Raw genomic sequence first — 20304 nt, 5'->3', positions numbered from 1 at the left:
GGCAGGGTCATGTGGGATCGGGGGAAGGAGAGCGGCGGGAGTGCGGCTGCATCGGCGCGGTGGAGCCGCGCACCACCAGCTGCGGCACGAAACCCTGGTTGTGCATCGGCGCCGGATGCTCTTCGTAGGCATCGCTGCGCAGCTGGCTGATCAGCAGCCGCGCGGCATGGCGGGCGATGTCCTCGGTGGCCTGCTTGGCGGTGGTCAGCGCCGGCCACGACTGGCGCGAGAACGGGCTGTCCTCGAAGCCGGCGATGGACAGGTCGTAGGGCACGTTCATGCCGGCCGACTTGGCCGCGGCCAGCACGCCGGCGGCGATCTCGTCGTTGGAACCGAAGATCGCGGTCGGCGGTTCGCGCAGCGCCAGCAACCGCCGCGCGCCGCGGAAACCGTCGTCGAAGGTGTAGTCGCCGGGAATCACCAGGTGCTTGTCCAGGGTGATGCCGTAGTCCTTCAGCGCCGCTTCGTAGCCGGCATAGCGCTCGCCGCTGGAGCGGTGCGAGGTACCGCCCCACAGGAAACCGATGCGCTGGTGGCCGAGCTGGATCAGGTGCTCGGTGACCTCGTAGGCGGCGTCGCGGTCGTCGACATAGACACAGGGGCCGTCCTTGGGATCTTCGGTGGCGGCGATGATGCGCACGGTCTTGATCCCGCGCGCGCTCAACGCCGCGACCAGTTCGGCGCGCTCGGACATCGGCGCGGTCAGCACCAGTCCGGCCAGGCGCGAACGCTGGGTCCACTCGGCCAGTTCCTCGGCCAGCATCGGCGAGGTCGAGTCGCAGGGATGGATCTGCAGGCCGAAGCCGGTCTCGCGGCACGCCGCCAGCACCCCGTTCTGCACGCCGATGATGTGGTACGGATTGGGATTGTCGTACACCAGCCCGATCACGAACGGGGTGCCGCTGCGCAGGTTGCGCGCCGACGGATCCGGCTCGTAGTCCAGTTCGGCGATGGCGTGCAGCACGCGCGCGCGCGTGGCCTGCATCACCGACGGTTCGTTGTTGATGACCCGCGACACGGTCTTCAGCGACACCCGCGCCCGTTCGGCGACGTCTTTGATGGTGGGTCTACGCATGCTGCGGTCCTGCACGTCGGGAAGTGTGCCCATGATGCGCGATCACGCGCCGGCCGAGGCCTGGCCGGCGCGGTGGCCGATCAGGGAATAGAACAGGATGTACAGATAGCAGGGCACCATCAGCAGCAGGAACACCAGCTGGAAGTCGAAGTGCTGCTTCAGCACCGCGAACAGCTGCGGGATGATCGCGCCGCCGGCGATGCCCATCACCAGCAGCGCCGAGCCGATCTCGGTGTGGCGGCCCAGGCCCTTGATCGCCAGCGGGAAGATCGCCGGCCACATCATCGCGTTGGCGAAGCCCAGCGCGGCGACGAAGGCCACCGACACGTAGCCATGGGTGACGTAGGCGCCGAGCGAGAACAGCACGCCCAGCAGCGCCGAGACGCTGAGGTAGCGCGCCTGCGAGATCACCTTCGGGATCAGCAGCAGGCCGGCGACGTAGCCGGCCAGCATCGCCGCCAGGGTGAACGAGGTGAACAGCTTGGTCTGGTCCAGCGGCAGGTGGAAGCCGTTGCCGTAGGTGCCGATCGCATCGCCGGCCATCACTTCCACGCCCACGTACACGAACAGGCACAGCACGCCCAGCCACAGGTGCGGGAACTGGAAGATGCTGGTCTTCTGCGCGGCATTGCCGGCGGCGGCCGGCGTGGCGTTAGCTTCGGACGCCTTCAGCTCCGGCAGCGGCGAGAACAGCACGCCGATCGCCACCAACACCAGCACTCCGGCCATCACCAGGTACGGCAGGTGGATCTTGGCGGCGAACGCGTCGAGCAGCACGTCCTTGGCCACCGGGTCGGCGGCCTGCACCTGCATGGACAGGTCGCCGACGCCGTGCAGCACCAGCGTGCCGATCAGGAACGGCGCCAGGATGCCGGCGATCTTGTTGCAGATGCCCATCACCGCGATGCGCCGCGCCGCGCTCTCGATCGGGCCGAGGATGCTGATGTACGGATTGATCGCGGTCTGCAGCAGCGCCAGGCTGCTGCCGATCACGAACAGGCCGGCCAGCGCGCCGGGATAGAAACGCTGCGTGGCGAACTGGCCGAACGCCGCCGCGCCCACCGCCATCACCACCAGGCTCAGCGCCAGGCCCTTCTTCATGCCGGTGCGCTTGAGGATCCACGACGACGGCAGCGCCAGGAAGAAATACGACAGGTAGAACACCATCAGCACCAGGAACGCGTTGACCTCGTTGAGGTCGAACGCCAGCCGCACGAAGGTGATCAGCGGGCCGTTGATCCAGGTGAAGAAGCCGATGATGAAGAACAGCAACCCGACGATGGCGATCGAGGCGAAGGGACTGGCAGGCCGTGCGGTGGTCATGGGCGGGCGGGCTCCGGGAGGGCGCGTGGGGTCGGGCGGATCAGCGTCGCAGTTCGGCGACGAAGTCGTAGTAGTCGTTGTGGCAATAGGTATCGGTCAGCTCGATCGCGCTGCCGTCGCGGGTGTAGCCGACCCGCACCACGTGCAGGATCGCCTCGCCCTCCTTCATCCCCAGGTGTCCGGCCAGCCGCGCCGGCAGGTTGATCGCGCGGAAGTACTGCAACGCGCGCACCACCGGGTGGCCGTGCTCGTCCAAGTGGGCGTACAGCGAATCGCCGATCGCCAGCGGATCGGGCACGACGCGCTGCGGCAGCACCGCCTTCTCGTAGGCCATGACCCGGCCGTCGGCGCTGCGCAGGCGGGTCAGCGACGCCACCACGGTGTCCGGCGACAGGCCCAGGCGCAGAATCTCCTCGCCGTGGGCCGGGCGGATGCGCCGCTCCAGCCAGCGCGTGCCCGGTTCCAGGCCCTTCATGCGCAGGGTCTCGCTGAAGCTGGCCAGGCCACTGAGCTGGTGCTGGATATGCGAGGTGATGAAGGTGCCGGCGCCCTGCCGGCGCGAGACCAGGCCCTGTTCGACCAGCGCATCCACCGCCTGGCGCAGGGTCACCCGCGACACCTGCAGCTGCTCGCACAACTGGCGTTCGGCCGGCAAGGCCTCGCCCGGCTTCCACTGCCCGCCCTTGATCGCCTCGACCAGCTTGCTCGCCAGTTGCAGGTACAGCGGGGTCGGCGCGCTCGGGTCCACCGCCAGGCCCGCCAGTCTGGGGTCGGCCTCCGGCTTGGGCTTGGTCATCGTGCTCGCTCCAGACCGCATGAATTCGTTAGGTCCAATATAGTACCAATCCGCGACCCGTGCACGCCGGGGTCAGAGCCGCAGGTACAGCCGCCGGCGGTCCATCCACCAGCCCACCGCCCAGCACAGCAGGGTGTAGGCCAGCGCGCAGGCCAGGCTGCCCCAGGGCCCCGGCACCAGCCGCTGGAACACCGCGATACCGACCCACTGGTACAGGCCGTGCCCGCTGCTTCCGACCGGCAACAAGCCGAGGCTGATCACGAACAGCTCGGAGAACAGGTAGATCGCCAGCGGATTGCGCCCGAGCACGGTGAAGAAGCCGCTGCCGGCCTGCCAACGCCGCACTTCGATCGCCCACAGCAGCGCGCCCAGCAACAGCAGGTCCAGGCCCACGGTCAGCAGCACGAACGAACCGGTCCACAGCTTCTTGGACAGCGGGAACCACGGCTGCCAGGCCAGGGCCAGCACGACCAGGGCGACGCCTGCCAGCGACAGCCAGCCGGCCGTACGCGCCTGCTTGCCGACGCGGCGTACGTACAGGCCGGTCAGGTAACCGGCGATGACGTTGACCGTGGCCGGCAATGTGCCGAGCAGGCCTTCCGGATCGAAGCCGCCGTCCTTGCGGTACAGCTGCGCCGGATCCAGCAGCCACAGGTCCAGGCGCGTGCCGGCGTTGCCGAGCTTGCTCAGTTCCGCGCCCGGCTGGCCCCACAAGTACAGCGCCGCCCAATAGCCGAGCAGCAGCGCGACGCAAGCGCCGAGCAGGCCGCGCGGCGGCAGCCAGCGGCACAGCAGCGCCGCCAGCGCGTAGCACAGCGCGATGCGCTGCAGCACGCCCGGCACCCGGGTCTGGTCGATCGCGGTGAAGGTCCAGCTACCGTCGGCGCCGTGGTGCACGAACGGAAACCAGTACATCAGGAAGCCGAGCAGGAAGATCAGCGCGCTGCGCTTGCCGACCCGGCGCAGGAACGCGCCGAGCGGCTGGCCGCGATCCAGCGCGAAGCTCATCGCGTTGCCGACCGCGAACAGGAACGACGGGAACACCAGATCGGCGGCGGTGAAGCCGAACCATGGCGCATGCCGCAGCTGCGCGAACGCATCGGCGCCGGCGCCGGGCGTGTTGACCAGGATCATCAGGAAGATGGTCAGGCCGCGGAACACGTCCAGCGACAGGAAGCGCTCGCGCGACGGCGCCGCGGCGGGAAGGGTCACGGACGCGGCGCTCATCGGGCATCCACCTCGTGCAGCAGGGTGCGTACCGCAGCGACCGGGTCGGCCGGCGTTTTACGCGTGTATGGCGTCTCGCGCTTCACCCAGGCCTGCTCCCACGCGCGCAAGCGCTGCTGCAGCGCCGCCTCGTCCACGCTGCCGCCGGCGACCGCCGCGTCGCGCAGCGCCTGCATCGCCAGCGCCCAGCGCGGCAGATAGTAGTCGGCGTACATGCCTTGCCAGGCCTTGGACGCGTAGTCGCCGAGATTGCCCTCGCCGCCCCACACGCTGACCTGCGCCTTGGCGTCGCGCCGGTAATAGGCCGCGTCCTGCGGCGTCTTCGCATAGCCTTCGGCATCGTCGAGCCAGCTCGACAGGGTTTCCTGCTGGCCGCCGACCAGGCCGTCGAGTTGCTGCACCGCCGCCTGCACGCGGGCGAATGCGGCATCGCCGGCGGCGACGTCGCCGCGCTTGTACGCGGCCACCGCCTGCTGCAAGTGCGCGTCCACGCGGCCGCTGGCGTAGTGGCGGGCGAAGTCGACCAGGTCGTAGCGGTACAGCGGCGCGTCGGCGTACTCCGGCGCCAACGCCAGCAACTGGTCCAGCGCACGGCGCAGGCGCGGCGGATCACCGGGGGCGCCTTCGAATTCGCCGATGTCCAGCGTCGGCCGCTTGAACAGCAGGTACGCACCGGCACGGCTGCGCCACCAGCGCGGCGTCCAATAGCGGGTCGACAGCACCGAAGCCTGCAGGTCGTCCCAGGCCGCGCGCAACGCCGGCGAGGTATGCCCGTAGCGGGCGCGGGTGTAGTCGCCGAGCCATTCCTGCAGCGGACGCTCCTGCGCGCCCCAGGCCAGGGCGTACATGTATTCGTAGACCACCGAGTTGTTGTGCAGGCCTTCCGGGAACGCGCCGAAGCCGACCAACTGCCGCTTGTCCTTGTCGGCGAGCAGCGCGCGCAGGTCGTCGCGATAGAACGCCAGGTCGCCGTACACCGGGTTGCTGCCGCCGTAGTTGTGCACGTAGCCGTAGATCCACTGCTTGCCGTCGAACGCCTCGGACAGTTTCCAGGTGCCCGGGTAGCGATCGTTGCCGATGTCCAGCACCAGCAGCTTGTCGTTGGGCACCTCGCGCAGGAACGCGGCGATCGCCTGCGGCGTCCAGAAGTGGCGGTCGGCGCCGAACAGCCAGCCCTGCATCACCCACACCGCGTCGGGATTGGCGCGATGGATCGATGCGTAGAGCGCGCGGCCGTAGTCGGCCAGGCGCTTGTCGCGCTGCGCCGGCGGCACCTCGGGCGTCGCGGGAGCGGTCTTGTCGGTATGGGCGGTGTTGGCGGTGCTGTCGCCGTAGCTGGCCAGGCGCGCGTCGCTGCCGTCGGCGGCGATCGGCGGCAGCATCTCGTTGAACGCATCGGCCAGGTAGTAGGTGCCCTTGCCGTAGGTGCGGTCGTAGAGCTGGATGAAGCGCTGCGCGATCTTGGCGAACAGCGGATCGGCCGGATCCAGCCAATAGGTCTCGTGGAAGCCTTCCCAGGCGCGCATGCGGTAGATGCGCGCCTGCGGGTGCGCCTGCGCGAACGCTTTCGGCACGTAGCCGGCGAAGGCTGGCAGCACCGGCTTCATGCCCAGCGCGCGCATGCGTTGCAGGATGCGCAGCTGCAGGGCGTGCTTGTCCTCGATCCACTGCTGCGGCAGCGGCGCGTCGTAGCCTTCGATGTTGCCCATGCGCTGCCACGGCGTGAACGCCGGGCCGGAAAAATACTGCGCCAGGTCCGCGTCGGCGACGCCGAACTCGCGCCACAGCGCCTGCCACACGTAGTCCTGGCCTTCCATCGCCAGCGGCATGTCGACGCCGTGCAGCGCCATCCAGTCGATCTCGCGTTCCCAACGCGCCCAGTCCCACCACGGCGTGGTGTAGCCGTAGGTGCAGACGTTGAGATAGGCGCGGTAGGCGAACGGAGTGACCACGCGCTGTCCGCGGAAGTCGGCGTAGGCGGCGGGCAGCGCCACGCGGCTGCCTTCCCAGCTCACCGAGGCGGCGCCGATCGATTGCAGATAGCTGTACGCGCCATGCGCCAGCGCCACTTCCGAAGAACCGGACACGCGCAAGGTGCCGGCATCGGCGCCGACCTGATACCAGTCGTTGCCGCCGCCGCGCGGCTGCCGCTGCAGGGCCAGCGCGGCCGCGCGCGGGCCGAGCGTGCGCAGCAGCACGCCGCGCGCGGCGTCGCCCGGTGCGTCGGGCGCCGGCGCCGCGAGCGCGGCCGGCGCCAGCAACGCGCAGGCCAGCAGCAACGCGGCGCTTCCACGCCGCAGCATCGGCAGGGCATTTGCGATGGCACGCGAGTGCGGGAAGACACGGCGGAAGGCTCGTTTCATGCGGTCAATACTCCACTGTCGCTACGTCGTCGAAGCCGAAAGGCATTCCGGCCGTCACCTGCATCACCACCGCCAGCACCCGTTCGCCGGCCGCTGCCAGCAGCGTCACCTGCGCATGCTGCCCGGCGGCGACGCTGGCGACCAGGCGCCGGTCCAGGTACACCTGCGCCGCGCCGGTCGCGCGGCCGAGCCGCAGCCGGCCGCCGCGCTGCTGGATTCCCACCCACGGCGTGAACATCGCCCGGTACAGCACATAGCCGTCGCGCTCGGCGCGCGTCTCCAGGTTGCCCGGCTGGCAGAAGCTCCAGCTGTTGTTGTCGTTGGGCGCGCGCGGCAGCGCCGGGTCCGGCGGCGCGGCGAACGGCAGCGTGCGCCGCCAGCCGGGCACCACCATCGCCGCGGCGGCGGGAGGCAGCGACAGCGGCGGCGCCGCCTCTTCCAGGTCGATCGTCGCCTGCGCGGCACGCAGACCGGGCGCGCGCGCCTGGATGCGCAGCCGGCGCTGGCCGCTGCCGGCCTCGACAATGGCCTGCGCCAGGCCGTTGAACAGCTGCACCTGCGGCACGTTGTCGGCGGCATGCCGGTTGGGGTCGCCGTTGCCGACGCCGAGCAGGCGCCCGCCGTCGACCTGCAGCGCGATCTGCGCATCGGCGAACGGCACGTGGCGGCCCTGCGCATCCACCGCCTCCAGGGTGATCGGCTGCGCGTCGCGGCCATCGCCACGCATCCGCGTCCGGTCCGGGGTCAGCCGCAGCGCGACCGGCGCGCCGACCGTCTGCACCCGCTGCCGCGCCACCTCGCGGCCGTCGCGATAGGCCACCGCCTCCAGCACGCCCGGCGCATACGGCACCTGCCAGGCATTCATCTCGATCCGGTCCACCGCCTGCCGCCCCTGCGACTGCCCGTTGAGCCACAGCTCCACCTGCTGCGCGTTGCAGAACGCCATCACCTTGATCGGCGTGCCCTCGCGGCCCGGCCAGTTCCAGTGCGGCAGCAGCTGCAGTATCGGCGCGTCGTCGATCCACTGCGCCTGGCGCAGCCAGTACGCACCCTTCGGGAAACCGCACAGGTCCATGATGCCGAAGAACGAGGACACCGACGGCCATTCGAACGGGGTCGGCTCGCCGCGGTAGTCGAAGCCGGTCCAGACGAAACTGCCGGCCAGATACGGGCGCTCGTTGACCAGCTTCCAGGACGTGCGATGGGTGTTGCCCCACGGCGCGGCGACCGAGTCGTCCTCGGCGATGACGTGCGCGTCCATGTCGGTGAACCAGGCGCCGCGGGTCTGGAAGGCGCTGGTGTCTTCGCTGGACAGCAGCGGCGTATGCGGCATCGCCGCGTGCACGCGGTCGTAGTTGAACTGGCGGTAGTTGAAGCCGACCACGTCCACCGCATGCGCCGCGTTGCGCTGGGTCAGCATGCCGTCGTTCATCGCCGCGGTCACCGGGCGGCTGTCGTCCAGTTCGCGCACCAGCGCCACCGCACGGCGCACCATCTGATAGCCGGCGGCGGTGCCCTGCATCGGCTCCTCGTTGAACACCGACCACAGGAACACGCAGGCACGGTTGCGGTCGCGGCGTATCAGCCAGCGCAGCTGCGCGGCGTAGTCCGGCGCCGGATTGAACACGCGGTTCTCGGCCATCACCAGCATGCCCAGGCGATCGCAGACGTCGAGCAGTTCGCTGGCCACCGCATGATGCAGGCGGATCGCGTTGCAGCCCAGCGCCTTGAGCCGGCGGATGCGGAACTCGTGCACGCTGTCGGGCACCGCCACGCCGACCCCGGCATGGTCCTGGTGCAGGCAGGCGCCCTTGATCTTGAGCGGCCGTTCGTTGAGGAAGAAGCCCTGCTGCGCGTCGAAGCGCAGCGTGCGAAAGCCGATCGCGCACTCGCGGCGGTCGCGCTCGCGGCCAGCGACGCGCAGCACCGCCGCGACCCGGTACAGGTGCGGCGCGGCCACGTCCCAGCGCTGCGGCTGGCGCACCTGCAGTTCGACCTGCGCCACGGCCTGCGCCAATGCGCCCACCTGCAGCGCACTGCTGCCCTGCGCCACCACCGCGCCATGCGCGTCGTACAGCGTCACCTCCAGCAGCGCCGCTTCGGCTTGCTCGCCGGCATTGGCGACGCTGACCGCGACCGGCAGCGTCCAGCGCTGGTCATCGAAGCGCGGCACCGCATGCACCCCGTCGCCGACGATATGCAGCGCATCGCGCACAACAAGCCAGGTGTGCCGGTACAGACCGGCGCCTTCGTACCACCAGCCATCCATCGCCTCGGCGTCCACGCGCACGGCAATGCTATTGAGATCCTGCCCGTAGCGCGCGATCGCGCTCAGGTCGATGGCGACGCCGTCGTAGCCGCTCCAGCTGCGCGCCATCAGCAACCCGTTGACCCAGACCGTGGCGCGGCTGGAGATGCCGTCCAAGCGCAGCTCCAGCGCCTTGCCGCGCAGCGCCTCGTCCAGCCGCAGGCTGCGCCGGTACCAGGCGATGCCGCGGCGGCGATAGCCTTGCGCCACGTTGGCGCTGGCCTCGATCGGCTGCTCGATGGCGAAATCGTGCGGCAGGCGCAACGACCGCCACTGGCTGTCGTCGAAATCACCCGCAGCCGCGCCCCAGGCCTTGCCGGCCTTGGCGTTGTCGTAGCTGGCGTCCTGCCCGGTGATCGGCGGAAACGCGATGTCGCCAGCGTGGAAACGCCAGCCGTCGTCCAGGCAGAACACGCCCGGATCGACCGCCAGCGTCAATAGCGACACCGCCGCTGCGCGGCCACCGGTACCGGCGAATCCGGCATCGGCCGCACTGCCCGCCCAGCTCCAGCGTGGCGCCGCCAGCAGCAGCCCGGCGCTGGCGCCGCCCACCAGGAATTGTCGTCGTTGCATGCGCCTGCCCTCGGATCGACCGCCCGGCGCCACCGCGGCGCCGGGCCTGATGCGGGTTATCCCGCAAGCGCCTGCACGGACCTCACAGGATGTCCCACTGCATCGACACGTAGAAGCTGCGTCCAGTGACGCCGGTCATCTGCCAGCGCTCGCTGATGTCCTTGTACGCCTCTTCCTTCTTGTCGGTCAGGTTGAGCCCGCCGAGCTGGAAGCTGAGCTTGTCGGTGGCCTGGTAGCCGAGCACCGCGTCGAACTGGGTGCGCGCCTTCATGGTGTGGCCTTCGCGGGCGAAGAAGCTGTCGCTGCTGTCCTGCTCGTACTCGCTGCGGTGGTTGAGCGACAGGCGCGCGGAGAACATCTCGTTCTCCCAGTAGCCGGTGGCGTTCCAGGTCTTCTCCGACAGGTTGCGGATCTTGAAGTCGGTGTCGCGCTGCGGGATCACCCGGGTGAAGTTGGCGGTCAGGCCGAAGCCCTGTATCGGCAGCCAGGCATCGAAGGATTGCGTCCAGCCCAGTTCGTAGCCCTTGATCTTGACCTTGCTCGGATCGTTCTGGGTGGCGGTGATCTCGTAGATGTTGCCGCTGCCGTCCACGCAATCGCCGGCACTGTTGCCGGACAGCGCCGCGCCGTTGAACGTGGTCGGGCAGACGATGCTGTTGAAGGTGCCGTTCTTGACCTGCTTCCAGAAGCCGGCCAGGGTCAGGCCACCGCCTTGGCCGTAGTACCACTCCAGGCTGAGATCGGCCTGGTTGGCGGTCAGCGCCCTCAGGTCGGTCTGGCCCAGCGACACGTCGTAGGTGGTGGTGCCGCCGGTGTTGCTGCCCGAGGAGATGGTGGTGGCGATGGCGGTGTTGCTGTCCAGGATCGGGCGCACCAGCGCCTTGCCGGCGGCGAAGCGCAGCAGCAGGTCCTCGCGCATGTCCAGCACCAGGTTCAGGCTCGGCAACCAGTTGTGGTAGTCGTACGGCGCGCGCGCGGTGCCGACCACGTCGTTGGCGTCCTCGCTGAATTGCGAGGCGGTGGTCAGGTAGGTGTCGGTGGTGCGCTTGGTGTTCTCGTAGCGCACGCCGACGTTGCCGCGCAGGCGCATGCTGCCGATCTCGGTGTCGATCTTGGCCAGCGCGTAGGCGGAGAAGATGTCGTTGCGGATGTGGTAGCTGGCCTGCGGCGCGAACAGCACCGGCACGGTGATGCCCGAAGCGGCCAGCGCCTCGGCGTAGGCGTACACGTCCGGCGCCACCCAGCCGGTCTGCGAGGCCAGATTGCCGTCGAGGAAGTTGCTGACGTTGGAACTGGCCGCCGACAGCTCCGGGAACATCGCGTAGCCGGACACCGCGCCGGAGTTGACCAGGTACAGGAAATCGCGGCGCCAGACGTTGCGGTCGAAGGTCTCGCGGCGGAACTTGGTGCCGAACTTCACCGAGTCGAGGAAGCCGGCGCCGACGTAGCGCTCGGCGTCGAACTGCAGCGACCACTCCTTGTTGCTGAGCTTGGTGATCGCACCGTTGGGATACTCGTCGCGGACCAGGTTGGCCTGGTCCCAGGCGCTGGCGTCGTTGGCGTCGGCATCGGTGGTCAGCGAGATCGCGCCGGGGTTGGACATGTCGAACAGCGTCGCCGACGGCAGGCGGCCGAGGATCACCGCGCGCTCGTCCTCGTCGGTCTTGCCTTCGGTGTAGTTGGCCACGCCGCTGAAGGTCCACGCATCGCCCTTCCACTTCGCGTCCCAGGTCACCAGCTGCGAGGTGAGATCGTGGCGCTCGAGCTGGCGGTTGTTCTCCAGCCAGTAGTTGGACGCCGACACCTTGGTCGCGGTCAGGCCGTCGGTCTCCAGCACGCTCAGGAAATTGCGGTCGAAGGAATAGACCAACTGGTTCATGTCGTTGTCGGTCTTGTCCTGCGAGTACAACGCGGTCAGGTTCATTTCCAGCCGGTCGTTGGGCTTCCACTGCAGCCCGGCGGTGAGCATCTTGCGGTCGGTCTCGCGCTCGATCGAGCGGTAGCGCGGGCGGCGCGGGATGTACAGGGTGCCGTCGGTGGTGTCCTGGGTGTACCAGCGGTCGATCCACAGGTAGTCGGCGCGGTCCTTGAGCTTCTGGTAGCCGGCGTTGACGAACACGCCCAGTTCGCCGCCGTCGGCGAGCTGGAACTGGTCGATGTAGGTGAGCACCGCCTTCGGCGTCGGCGCGCCGCCGGCGAATTCGGAGTATTGCTCCTTGGCCGACAGCAGCAGCTTGCGCTCCTTGTAGTCCAGCGGCTTGGTGGTCTCGATGTTGACCGTGCCCGACAGCCCGCCGGCATCCATGTCCGCCGACGGCGACTTGATCACCTCGATCGCCGCGGCCACTTCCGGCTGGATGATGTCGTAGCGGAAGCCGTCGGTGAAATCGGCGCTCTTGATGGTCTGGCCGTTGATCGTGGTGGCCGAGTACTGCGGGCCCAGGCCGCGGATGCTGATGGTCGAACCGCGGCCGTTGATGGTGGAGATCTGCACGCCGGGAATGCGCTGGATCGCCTCGGCGATGTTCTCGGCCGGGAACTTGCCGATGTCCTCGGAGGAGATGCCGTCGGTCATGCGCGCGTCCTCGCGCTTGTTGTCCAGCGCGGTGATCAGGCTCTTCTGGTACGAGCTGGTCACGGTGACCGTATCGAGCTGGGAGACCGGTGCGGGCGCGGGCGCGTCCTGCGCCTGCGCGCCGCTGCTGAGCAGGCCGAGGGCGATGGCGATGGCGAGGACGGACAGGGAACAGCAGTGCGGACGGGAGCGAGCGACATGTGGCATTGGGCTATCCTGGTTGATGGCTGATCGGCACGACGACGTCTGACATCCAGCGGCTGCGAGCGGACAGCGCGCTCCATCCCGCCCAACGCGATGCGCAGGGCGGTGCCGTCCGTTCGGGCACGGAATCGATGAAGCGTTCTGTCTGTTTCCTGCGCCCCGTGGTGCGAGAGGCGCGTCCCCATCCCTTCCCCGGATGGGTGATGTGCATGCGGCTGCTGGACTGATCGATCCCGAATTGGCAGAGACCAATTCCAGGCAGCTCGATTCTTATGGTCTTAGAAAGATTATGTCAACGCCGCGACACGGGCGGGCGCCAAATGGCGTCTGGACTTGGCATGAAAACCAAAATAAATCGTTAAATATCAAAGATTCTTAGGTCGAAAATATTTTTTATGCAGCGGTCTTCACGCATCGTTGTCACGATACCTTTGACGCACCAATTCTACGAATGAGACCAATTTTGTGCGCCACAACATAACTGCGCACCGTTCTCATCTGCAGGCTGTCGCCCAGGCGCTGCGTATCTTCACAAACCATTGAAAATAAAAACCTTTAGGCAAAGCGATCAAGTGCGGCCCGGTCCAAGCACGCGTTTCGGCCGACCGAACCAGCACCAGACAAATTTTCCGACGAGGACTTGACATCGTTGTCATGGCCTCGTAAGAATCGGTCCGCACAGGGGTGGGGCCGCGCATTCGCGGTGCACAGCGGGGCATGGGAGAGGCATGTGATCGCACTGATCCGTACACGCGTTTCGCGTGCCGCATTCGGCACGCCAATGGAATGCCTGGAACTGCGCTGCAGCCTGATCGGCAGTGCGGCCGGCGCGCTGGCGCCGTCCGCCGCAGCGGGTGGCAGCGTCGCAGCGCCGGTTGCTGCGCCTGGGTGCGGCCACCTCGCCGTGCCCGACAGCGTCCTGCCGCACCTCCAGCCTGTCCTGATCGACCGCTCACGCCCGCCAACGCAGCAGACACCGAGCGCTGCGCTGCGGCGCATCCCGCCGATGCACGCAATGCCGAACCGCCGTCGCCGCCATCCGCTGGCCGCGCACCGGAGGACGCCACCCATTCACCCGTAGTAAGACCACAGGCAGATTCGGCGTGCGCAAACGCGCGTGCGCTGCGTCATCCACCGATTGAATGATGAGGAGAGACATCATGCAATACCGCCATTCCGTCTTGTCGGCCGCCATCGTCGCCACCCTCGCCTTCGGCGCGCAGGCGCAGCAGGCGACCACCGCCGCCACCGACCTGGATACCGTCCAGGTCGTCGGCATCCGCGCCAGCCTCGAGAAGTCGCTGGATACCAAGCGCAACAACGTCACCATTTCCGAGGCGATCACCGCCGAGGACATCGGCAAGTTTCCGAGCACCAACGTGGCCGAGGCGTTCTCGCAGATTCCCGGCGTGACCCTGGACCGCCGCTTCGGCCAGGGCGAACGCGTCAGCATCGACGGCACCGATCCCAGCCTGAACCTGTCGTTCCTGGACGGGCACCCGGTGGCGCAGGCGATCTGGCTGTACGGCGAACAGCCCAACCGCGGCTTCGATTACACCTTGCTGTCGCCGCAGATCCTCGGCCGCGCCGAGATCATCAAGTCGTCCGAAGCGCGCCTGACCGAAGGCAGCCTCGGCGGCACCGTGCTGATGCACAGCCGCCAGCCGCTGGACCTGAAGGCCAACGAGATCGCCGGCTCGGTGGGCTACAGCTACAGCCAGCAGGCCAGCGAGGGCAAGCCGAACGCCTCGCTGCTGTACAGCTGGAAGAACCCGGAGGAAACCTTCGGCATCGCCGTGTCCGCGCAGCACTACGAAGAGCGCGTCGATCGCCAGGGCATGGAGGTGTTCGGCTACGCCAAGGCTTCCACCTTCACCAACGCCACGGGCGTGCCGGCCGATGCCGACGTGCCGAACTCGGTCAACGCGGCGTGGTTCCAGCAGGACCGCAAGCGCGACAGCGCGGTGGTCAACCTGCAGCTCAAGCCAAGCGATGCGCTGGAGTTCAACCTCAGCGGCCTGTACATCAAGGAGAACTTCGACAACTACAACCAGTCGATGTACAGCTTCCTGACCTGGAACCAGGGCACGGTCGACGCCGTGGACGCGCTCGGCAACGTGCGCAACGGCGTGGTCCGCAGCGGCCATTCCAGCGCCAATGCCAACCCCGACGGCGGCACCGTGATCTACGACAACAACGTGCGCCAGTCCGAGGTCACCACCAAGGGTCTGGACCTGCGCGGCGCCTTCCGCGGCGAAGGCTGGGGCGTGAGCGGCCAGGTCGGGCAGAGCAAGTCGGAGAACAAGAACCTGGCGCAGTACTTCATCGAGCCGTTCTACAACGGCGGCTTCAGCTGGGACCTGGACCGCGGCATCCGCTTCGACGATGCGGCCGGCGCACGCGATCCGGCCAACTGGGGCTCGGCCGGCGGCTGGTTCGGCAACAATGGCATCTTCGCCACCGAGAGCAAGGACACCTACGGCCAGCTCGACTTCAACGTGCAGTTCGACGGCGTGTTCAACCAGTTGCTGTTCGGCGTGCGCCAGGGCAAGCACAAGGAGAACTTCGAACTCAACGTGTACGGCGGCGTCACCCCGGGCACGCTCGCCGACGTCGGCACCCTCGGCCTGACCGACATCCAGGGCTTCTATCCCGACCACGGCCGGCACGTGCAGGCCGGGCGCGGCAACGTGATGGACTGGATCCGCAACAGCCCGGTGGACTACGGCAATCCGGATCCGGCCAGCTTCCTCAACAACAGCTGGGCGCTGGAGCAGACCAACAACGCCGCCTATGCGCAGCTGAACTTCTCCGAAGGCGGCCTGCGCGGCAACCTCGGCGTGCGCTACGTGGACTCCAAGACCGAGGGCAGCGGCTTCGTCTACAGCGGCACGCCAACCCTGGACGACCTGGACAGCAAGTGGCAGACCCGCACCCAGAAAGAGAACTTCGTGCTGCCGTCGTTGAACCTGGTCTACGACACCAGCAGCGACTGGGCATTCCGCTTCGCCGCGGCCAAGGTCATCGCGTGGGCGCCGTACAACCAGATGGTCAACAACACCTTCTTGAACGACACCACCCTCACCGGCAGCGGCGGCAATGCCGAGCTGTCGCCGTACGAGTCGTGGAACTTCAACCTGTCGGCCGAGTACTACTTCGCCGAGCAGTCGGTGGTGGCCTGGTCGATCTTCTACAAGAAGATCGACAACTACATCGACACCTCGGCCACCATCGAGCGCCAGTACAACTCGATCCGCGACACCTCGCCGCAGACCTGGGCGCAGATGCTCGGCAGCAACGGCTGCACCGCCGACGGCTACTGCGACTACAGCATCCAGCGTCCGCGCAACGCCGGCGACGGCAAGGTCAAGGGCTTCACCATCGCCTACCAGCAACCGTTCGGCGACAGCGGCTTCGGGCTCACCGCCAACTACACCTACGCCAACGGCGAGAACAACACCGGCGACGCCCTGCCCTACCAGTCGCGCAACGCCATCGCCTTCAGCCCGTACTACGAGAAGGGGCCGCTGAACGCGCGCATCACCTACAACTGGCGCGACAGCTACCTCGCCGGCGGCTACGTGGCCGGCGCCGCGCCGGCCAGCGTCGACGACTACGCCGACCTGGGCGCGAGCATCGGCTATGCGATCAACGAGCAGTGGTCGCTGCAGGTGGATGCGCAGAACCTGCTGGACGAGGACTACTTCCAGTACCTGGGCGACACCGACCACCCGGTCGGCCGCTACAAGAACGGGCGCCGCTACATGGCCACCGTGCACTTCAAGTTCTGATCGCCGCACGCGTGCGCACCGTCTAGACCCGCAGCGGGCCCGGATTCGTCCGGGCCCGTTCTGCGTGCGGCCGGGCATGCCGACAGGAGACGCCGAATGACCCGTTCCACTCGCAACACCTTCTTCCCGTTGGCGTGCCGGACCGCCGCCATGCTGATTGCGTTGGCGGCCTCGCCGATGGCCGCCGTCGCCGCAGCGCCGCTGCCGTTGATCCCCGCGCCACAGCAGGCGCGCGTCGGCGGCGAAGGATTCGCGCTCGACGCCAGCGTGCGCGTGTACGCCGACGATCCGCGCGCGGCCGCGACCGCCCGGCAGTTCATCGACGGCCTGGCGCGCGGCAGCGGCGTGAAGCTGCAACTGGCGCCGCCTGCCAGCCGCCCCGGCGCGCGCAGCATCGTGTTCGCGCTCGACCCCAAGGCCAGCGCGTCGCCGGAAGGCTACGTGCTCGACATCGGTGCCGACGGCGTGCGCGCCCGCGCCGCCGATCCGCGCGGCCTGTTCTATGCGGCGACGACGCTGTGGCAGCTCGCGCCGGCCTCCGGCCAGGCGCGCGCCGCGGTGCTGCCGGGCGCGCACGTCGTCGACGCGCCGCGCTTCGCCTGGCGCGGACTGATGCTGGACTCGGCGCGGCAGTTCCAGAGCGTGGAGCAGATCGAGCAACTGCTCGACGCGATGGCGTTGCACAAGCTCAACACCCTGCACTGGCATCTCACCGACGACCAGGGCTGGCGCATCGAGATCCCGAAGTACCCGAAGCTGACCCAGATCGGTGGCTGCCGGGTCGCGGCCGGCGACGCCGGCATCGGTGCCGACGGCCGCCCGCTGCGCAGCTGCGGCTTCTACAGCCAGGCGCAGATCCGCGCGCTGGTGGCCTACGCCGCCGCGCGCCACATCACCATCGTGCCGGAGTTCGACCTGCCCGGGCACGCCACCGCCGCGCTCGCCGCGTACCCGCAGTTCGGCTCGACCGACACGCCGCTGCAGGTCTCCAACGAATGGGGCGTGCACGCCAACCTGTTCAATGCCAGCGAGCAGACCCTGGCGTTCTTCGAGGACGTGCTCGGAGAGATGATCGCGCTGTTCCCCGGCACCTACATCCACGTCGGCGGCGACGAGGCGGTCAAGGACCAGTGGAAGGCCTCGCCCGCGGCGCAGGCGCGGATCAGGGAGCTGGGCCTGGCCAACGAAGAGCAGTTGCAGGGCTGGATCATCAAACGCCTGGAGCGCTATCTCGACGCGCACGGGCGGCGCCTGATCGGCTGGGACGAGATCCTCGCCGGCGGCCTGCCCGAGCGCGCCACGGTGATGTCGTGGCAGGGCATCGAAGGTGGCATCACCGCCGCGCGGCAGGGCCACGATGTGGTGATGGCGCCGGTCACCGACCTGTACCTGGACTACCTGCAGACCGCCTCGCCCGATGAGCCGCCGGGGCGCCCGGCGCTGAACGACCTGCGCAAGGTGTACGCGTTCGACCCGGTCCCGGCGGTGCTGGACGCGACCCAGCGCAAGCACGTGCTCGGCCTGCAGGCCACCGCGTTCTCCGAGCACATGCGCAGCTGGGTGCGGCTGCAGCACGCGGTATTCCCGCGCATCGCCGCGGTCGCCGAGACCGGCTGGACGCCGGCGCAAGGCAAGGACTACGACGGTTTCCTGCAGCGCCTGCCGGACCTGCTGGCGCACTACCGCGCGCTCGGCATCGGCTACGCGGCCACGCCGTTCCAGCCGCAGTTCGAGGTGCGCGGCGACGGCGCCGCGACGCAGGCCACGGTGGCCCTGGCCACCCCGCTCGGCTATCGCGACATCCGCTATACCACCGACGGCAGCGCGCCGAGCGCCACCTCGGCGCGCTACACCGAACCGCTGACGGTCGCGCTGCCGACCACGATCGCCGCGCAGGCCTTCGCCGACGGCATGCCGCTCGCCGACGCGGTGCGCCGCCGCGTTGACCTGGCCGCGCTGCGCAGCCGCCGCGACGAAGACCTGGCGATGTGCAGCGGCAAGCTGACGCTGCGGCTGGAGGACGACGGCCCGCGCGACGGCGAGCGCGCGATCTTCGACGTGGACATCTTCGATCCGTGCTGGACGTGGCGGCAGGCCACACTGGACGGCATCGGCATGCTGCAGGTCCGCGCCGGCCGCCTGCCGTACTACTTCCAGCTCGCCCACGACGAGCCGCACCGGCGCTTCCGCCCGGCGCGCGCGCCGCACGGCGAACTGGTGGTGCGCGACGGCTGCGACGGCCGCACCCTGGCCAGCGTCGCACTGCCCGCACGACCGGACGCGGACGGCTTCGTGACCCTGCGCGCGCCGCTGCCGAAGGACGCGCCGCGCGCCGCCGACCTGTGCGTCTACTTCACCGGCGACACGCGCCCGGCGATGTGGGTGCTGGACCGGCTGACGCTGCAGCCGCGCTAGGGCGCGCCGGCCATCCGCGCCGCCGCGTCGCTCAGGCGGGCGCGCGGCGGCCGAACAGGCGCCGGTCCAGCCACAGCATGCAGTTGCGCAGCGGCGTGGGCAGCAGCGCCATGCCTGCCGCCACGCCCACGCTGTTGGCCAGCGCGTCGCGCGGGTCGGCCATGCGGTCCGTGGTCAGCGCGCCCTGCGCGAACTCGATGCCGATCCCCAGCGCGACCAGGCCCAGCGCCGCCAGCAGCAGCGCGCGTGGCCGTGCGAACAGCTGCACCGCGCCCCACGCGAGCAGGAAATAGGCCAGGAAGTGCTCGATCTTGTCGCTGCCCGAGGGCAGCTCCGGGATCTGCGGCGGCGGTCCCAGGCAGACCGCGATCACCGCGGCGATCGCCAGCAGCCACAGGCCCAGCCAGGGCGCCGGCCGCCGGAAATCGCGCAACGCGCGCGCGCTCACAGGCGCCAGGCCAGGTCGCCGACCAGGAACGCCGGCGCCAGCGACACGTCGCGTTCGAAGCCCATCACCTGGAAGCGCTCGCCCATCTCGCTGGGCAGGGTCAGCCGCTTCACCTGCTCGCGCAGGCGCAGGCGGCCGCGTTCGTCGCTGCGCGCCTCGGCCTCGGCCAGCAGCGCGTCCATGCCGTTGCCGAGCAGGAAGCTGGCCTGGGTGCAGTAGCCGCCCAACTCGAACCCGGCGCCGGTGCCGGCCTCGGCCAGCGCGGTGAAATCCACCGACGCGGTCAGGTCCTGCAGGCCCGGCCAGCGGTACAGATCGGCATGGGTGCGGTGCCGGTAGAACGCGCGCAGGGTGCCGTCGTCGCGCTGCGGCAGGTAGAACTCGCCGCGCGGATAGCCGTAGTCGACGAACAGCATCGCGCCGCTGCGCAGGCCGCCGGCCACCGCCTGGATCCAGTACGGCAGCTGCGGCAACAGTTCGGAGCGATAGCCGTCGGCGAACGGCGCCTGCAGGTAGCGTTCGACGTGGCGCACCGCCGCCGCCAGCAGCGGATCGGCCGGCTGCTCGCCGCGGCGGAAGCGGCCTTCGCCGTCCAGGGTCACGGTTTCCTCGAACACCTCGCCCTCGCGCAGCACGAAACGCGGCGTCGGCAACGCATCGATCACCTCGTTGGCGAACAGCACCCCGTTCCAGTCGTCCTCGAACGGCCGGTCCAGCCACTCCACCAGGTCGAACACCGGCGGGATCAGCGCGCGTTGCAGGCGCTCGCGCTGGCGCGCGCGCAGGTCGGCACTGGGTTCGAGGATCGCGTAGCGCTCGGGCAGCGCGTCCAGCGCCAGCAGGCGCTTGAGCATCACCTCGGCGAACGCGCCGCTGCCGCCGCCGACCTCCAGCATCCGCGCCTGCGGCCCGAGCTGCTGCAGCACCGGCGCCAGCGCGTTGGAGACGGTGGCGGCGAACAGCGGCCCCAGTTCCGGCGCGGTGACGAAATCGCCTTCCTCGCCGAACTTGCTGCTGCCGGCGCTGTAGTAGCCCAGGCCCGGCGCGTACAGCGCCAGCTCCATGAACCGCGAGAACGGGATCGCGCCGCCGCCGCTGGCGATCTCGGCGCGCAGGTGCGCGGCCAGGCGTTCGCTGTGGGCGAGCGCGTCGGCGTCGGGCGTGGGAAAGTCGATAGGCATACGGCGCTGGATTGCGTGGACAATG

General features: G+C 69.0%; 12 protein-coding genes. 3 read left to right on the top strand and 9 right to left on the bottom strand.

The window, feature by feature from the left end:
• Window positions 1-7: 7 nt before the first annotated feature.
• From J2Y70_RS04965 to J2Y70_RS04935, 7 genes are all read right to left on the bottom strand, one after another.
• Window positions 8-1075, bottom strand: a complete 1068-nt coding sequence (locus J2Y70_RS04965) for a LacI family DNA-binding transcriptional regulator (RefSeq protein ID WP_263395727.1) — start codon at window positions 1073-1075, stop codon at window positions 8-10.
• 42 nt (window positions 1076-1117) lie between these two features.
• Window positions 1118-2398: a sugar MFS transporter gene (locus tag J2Y70_RS04960; RefSeq protein WP_309914043.1), complete on the bottom strand. Its 1281-nt coding sequence runs from the start codon at window positions 2396-2398 to the stop codon at window positions 1118-1120.
• 40 nt (window positions 2399-2438) lie between these two features.
• Window positions 2439-3161: a GntR family transcriptional regulator gene (locus J2Y70_RS04955; RefSeq protein ID WP_263398522.1), complete on the bottom strand. Its 723-nt coding sequence runs from the start codon at window positions 3159-3161 to the stop codon at window positions 2439-2441.
• A 105-nt stretch (window positions 3162-3266) separates the two neighbouring features.
• Window positions 3267-4421, bottom strand: coding sequence for a heparan-alpha-glucosaminide N-acetyltransferase domain-containing protein (locus J2Y70_RS04950; RefSeq protein ID WP_309914040.1), 1155 nt, complete (start codon window positions 4419-4421; stop codon window positions 3267-3269).
• Window positions 4418-6724: an alpha-N-acetylglucosaminidase gene (locus tag J2Y70_RS04945; protein WP_309914037.1), complete on the bottom strand. Its 2307-nt coding sequence runs from the start codon at window positions 6722-6724 to the stop codon at window positions 4418-4420. Before J2Y70_RS04945 ends, J2Y70_RS04950 begins: the two co-directional genes overlap by 4 nt.
• Window positions 6725-6788: 64 nt before the next feature.
• Window positions 6789-9665: a beta-galactosidase GalA gene (galA, locus tag J2Y70_RS04940; protein ID WP_309914034.1), complete on the bottom strand. Its 2877-nt coding sequence runs from the start codon at window positions 9663-9665 to the stop codon at window positions 6789-6791.
• Window positions 9666-9747: 82 nt separating this feature from the next.
• Window positions 9748-12447 carry a TonB-dependent receptor gene (locus tag J2Y70_RS04935; RefSeq protein ID WP_309914032.1) on the bottom strand — a complete coding sequence of 900 codons (2700 nt, stop codon included), beginning with the start codon at window positions 12445-12447 and terminating at the stop codon, window positions 9748-9750.
• 727 nt (window positions 12448-13174) lie between these two features.
• Between J2Y70_RS04935 and J2Y70_RS04930 the strand changes: the two genes are divergently transcribed.
• The 3 genes from J2Y70_RS04930 to J2Y70_RS04920 all read left to right on the top strand — a co-directional run bounded on the left by J2Y70_RS04930 (window position 13175) and on the right by J2Y70_RS04920 (window position 18650).
• A complete protein-coding gene (locus J2Y70_RS04930) occupies window positions 13175-13525 on the top strand; it encodes a hypothetical protein (protein ID WP_309914029.1) in 351 nt (116 codons plus the stop codon).
• 79 nt (window positions 13526-13604) lie between these two features.
• Entirely contained in the window at window positions 13605-16235 is a 2631-nt protein-coding gene (locus tag J2Y70_RS04925; RefSeq protein ID WP_309914026.1) for a TonB-dependent receptor, read from the top strand.
• A 96-nt stretch (window positions 16236-16331) separates the two neighbouring features.
• Entirely contained in the window at window positions 16332-18650 is a 2319-nt protein-coding gene (locus J2Y70_RS04920; RefSeq protein WP_309914023.1) for a family 20 glycosylhydrolase, read from the top strand.
• A gap of 31 nt (window positions 18651-18681) precedes the next feature.
• Here J2Y70_RS04920 and J2Y70_RS04915 read toward each other — a convergent pair whose 3' ends face one another.
• Window positions 18682-19107, bottom strand: coding sequence for a VanZ family protein (locus tag J2Y70_RS04915; RefSeq protein ID WP_309914715.1), 426 nt, complete (start codon window positions 19105-19107; stop codon window positions 18682-18684).
• A complete protein-coding gene (locus J2Y70_RS04910) occupies window positions 19095-20279 on the bottom strand; it encodes an SAM-dependent methyltransferase (protein WP_309914020.1) in 1185 nt (394 codons plus the stop codon). The genes J2Y70_RS04915 and J2Y70_RS04910 overlap by 13 nt, the downstream gene beginning before the upstream one ends.
• Between the last annotated feature and the right edge of the window lie 25 nt (window positions 20280-20304).

This window comes from Xanthomonas sp. 1678 (assembly GCF_031455575.1).
GTDB lineage: Bacteria > Pseudomonadota > Gammaproteobacteria > Xanthomonadales > Xanthomonadaceae > Xanthomonas_A.
This window is presented reverse-complemented; position numbering and strand designations above follow the sequence as displayed.